Here is a 1,203-nt window from a genome sequence, read left to right on the forward strand (position 1 = left end):
AGGAAGATCATCATGGCTAAAGCCAAGTTTGAACGTAATAAACCACACGTAAACGTGGGTACAATCGGTCACGTTGACCATGGTAAAACAACTTTAACTGCTGCGATTGCAACAATTTGTGCAAAAACTTACGGCGGTGAAGCGAAAGATTACTCACAAATCGACTCAGCACCTGAAGAAAAAGCACGTGGTATTACAATTAATACATCACACGTAGAATACGATTCTCCAACTCGTCACTACGCACACGTTGACTGCCCAGGCCACGCCGACTACGTTAAAAACATGATCACTGGTGCTGCTCAGATGGACGGCGCGATCCTTGTATGTGCTGCAACTGACGGTCCAATGCCACAAACTCGTGAGCACATCCTTCTTTCTCGTCAGGTAGGTGTACCTTACATCATCGTATTCTTAAACAAATGCGACCTTGTTGATGACGAAGAATTACTTGAATTAGTAGAAATGGAAGTACGTGAACTTCTTTCTACTTATGACTTCCCAGGTGATGACACTCCAGTAATCCGTGGTTCAGCTCTTGCAGCGCTTAACGGTGAAGCTGGTCCTTACGGTGAAGAATCAGTTCTTGCTCTTGTAGCAGCACTTGACTCTTACATCCCAGAGCCAGAGCGTGCAATCGACAAAGCATTCTTGATGCCAATCGAAGACGTATTCTCAATTTCTGGTCGTGGTACAGTAGTAACAGGCCGTGTTGAAGCTGGTATCATCAAAGTTGGTGAAGAAGTAGAGATCGTTGGTATTAAAGATACAGTTAAAACAACTGTAACTGGCGTAGAAATGTTCCGTAAACTTCTTGACGAAGGCCGTGCAGGTGAGAACTGTGGTATCTTACTTCGTGGTACTAAGCGTGAAGAAGTACAACGTGGTCAAGTACTTGCTAAACCAGGTACAATCAAGCCGCACACTAAATTCGACGCAGAAGTATACGTGCTTTCTAAAGAAGAAGGTGGCCGTCACACTCCATTCTTAAATGGTTACCGTCCACAGTTCTACTTCCGTACAACTGACGTAACTGGTGCGATCCAGTTGAAAGAAGGCGTTGAAATGGTAATGCCTGGTGACAACGTTGAAATGTCAGTAGAATTAATCCACCCAATCGCAATGGACCCAGGTCTACGTTTTGCGATCCGTGAAGGTGGTCGTACTGTAGGTGCTGGTGTTGTTGCTAAAGTAACTGCATAA

At 44.7% G+C, this 1,203-nt stretch carries 1 protein-coding gene; it reads left to right on the plus strand.

What is annotated here, in order from left to right; genetic code table 11:
* Positions 1 to 12: 12 nt before the first annotated feature.
* On the plus strand, positions 13 to 1,203 hold the full coding sequence (gene tuf / locus KNQ97_RS19155) for an elongation factor Tu (RefSeq protein ID WP_001029610.1): 1,191 nt from the start codon (positions 13 to 15) through the stop codon (positions 1,201 to 1,203).

The organism is Acinetobacter sp. UC24323 (assembly GCF_024151445.1).
Lineage (GTDB): Bacteria > Pseudomonadota > Gammaproteobacteria > Pseudomonadales > Moraxellaceae > Acinetobacter > Acinetobacter baumannii.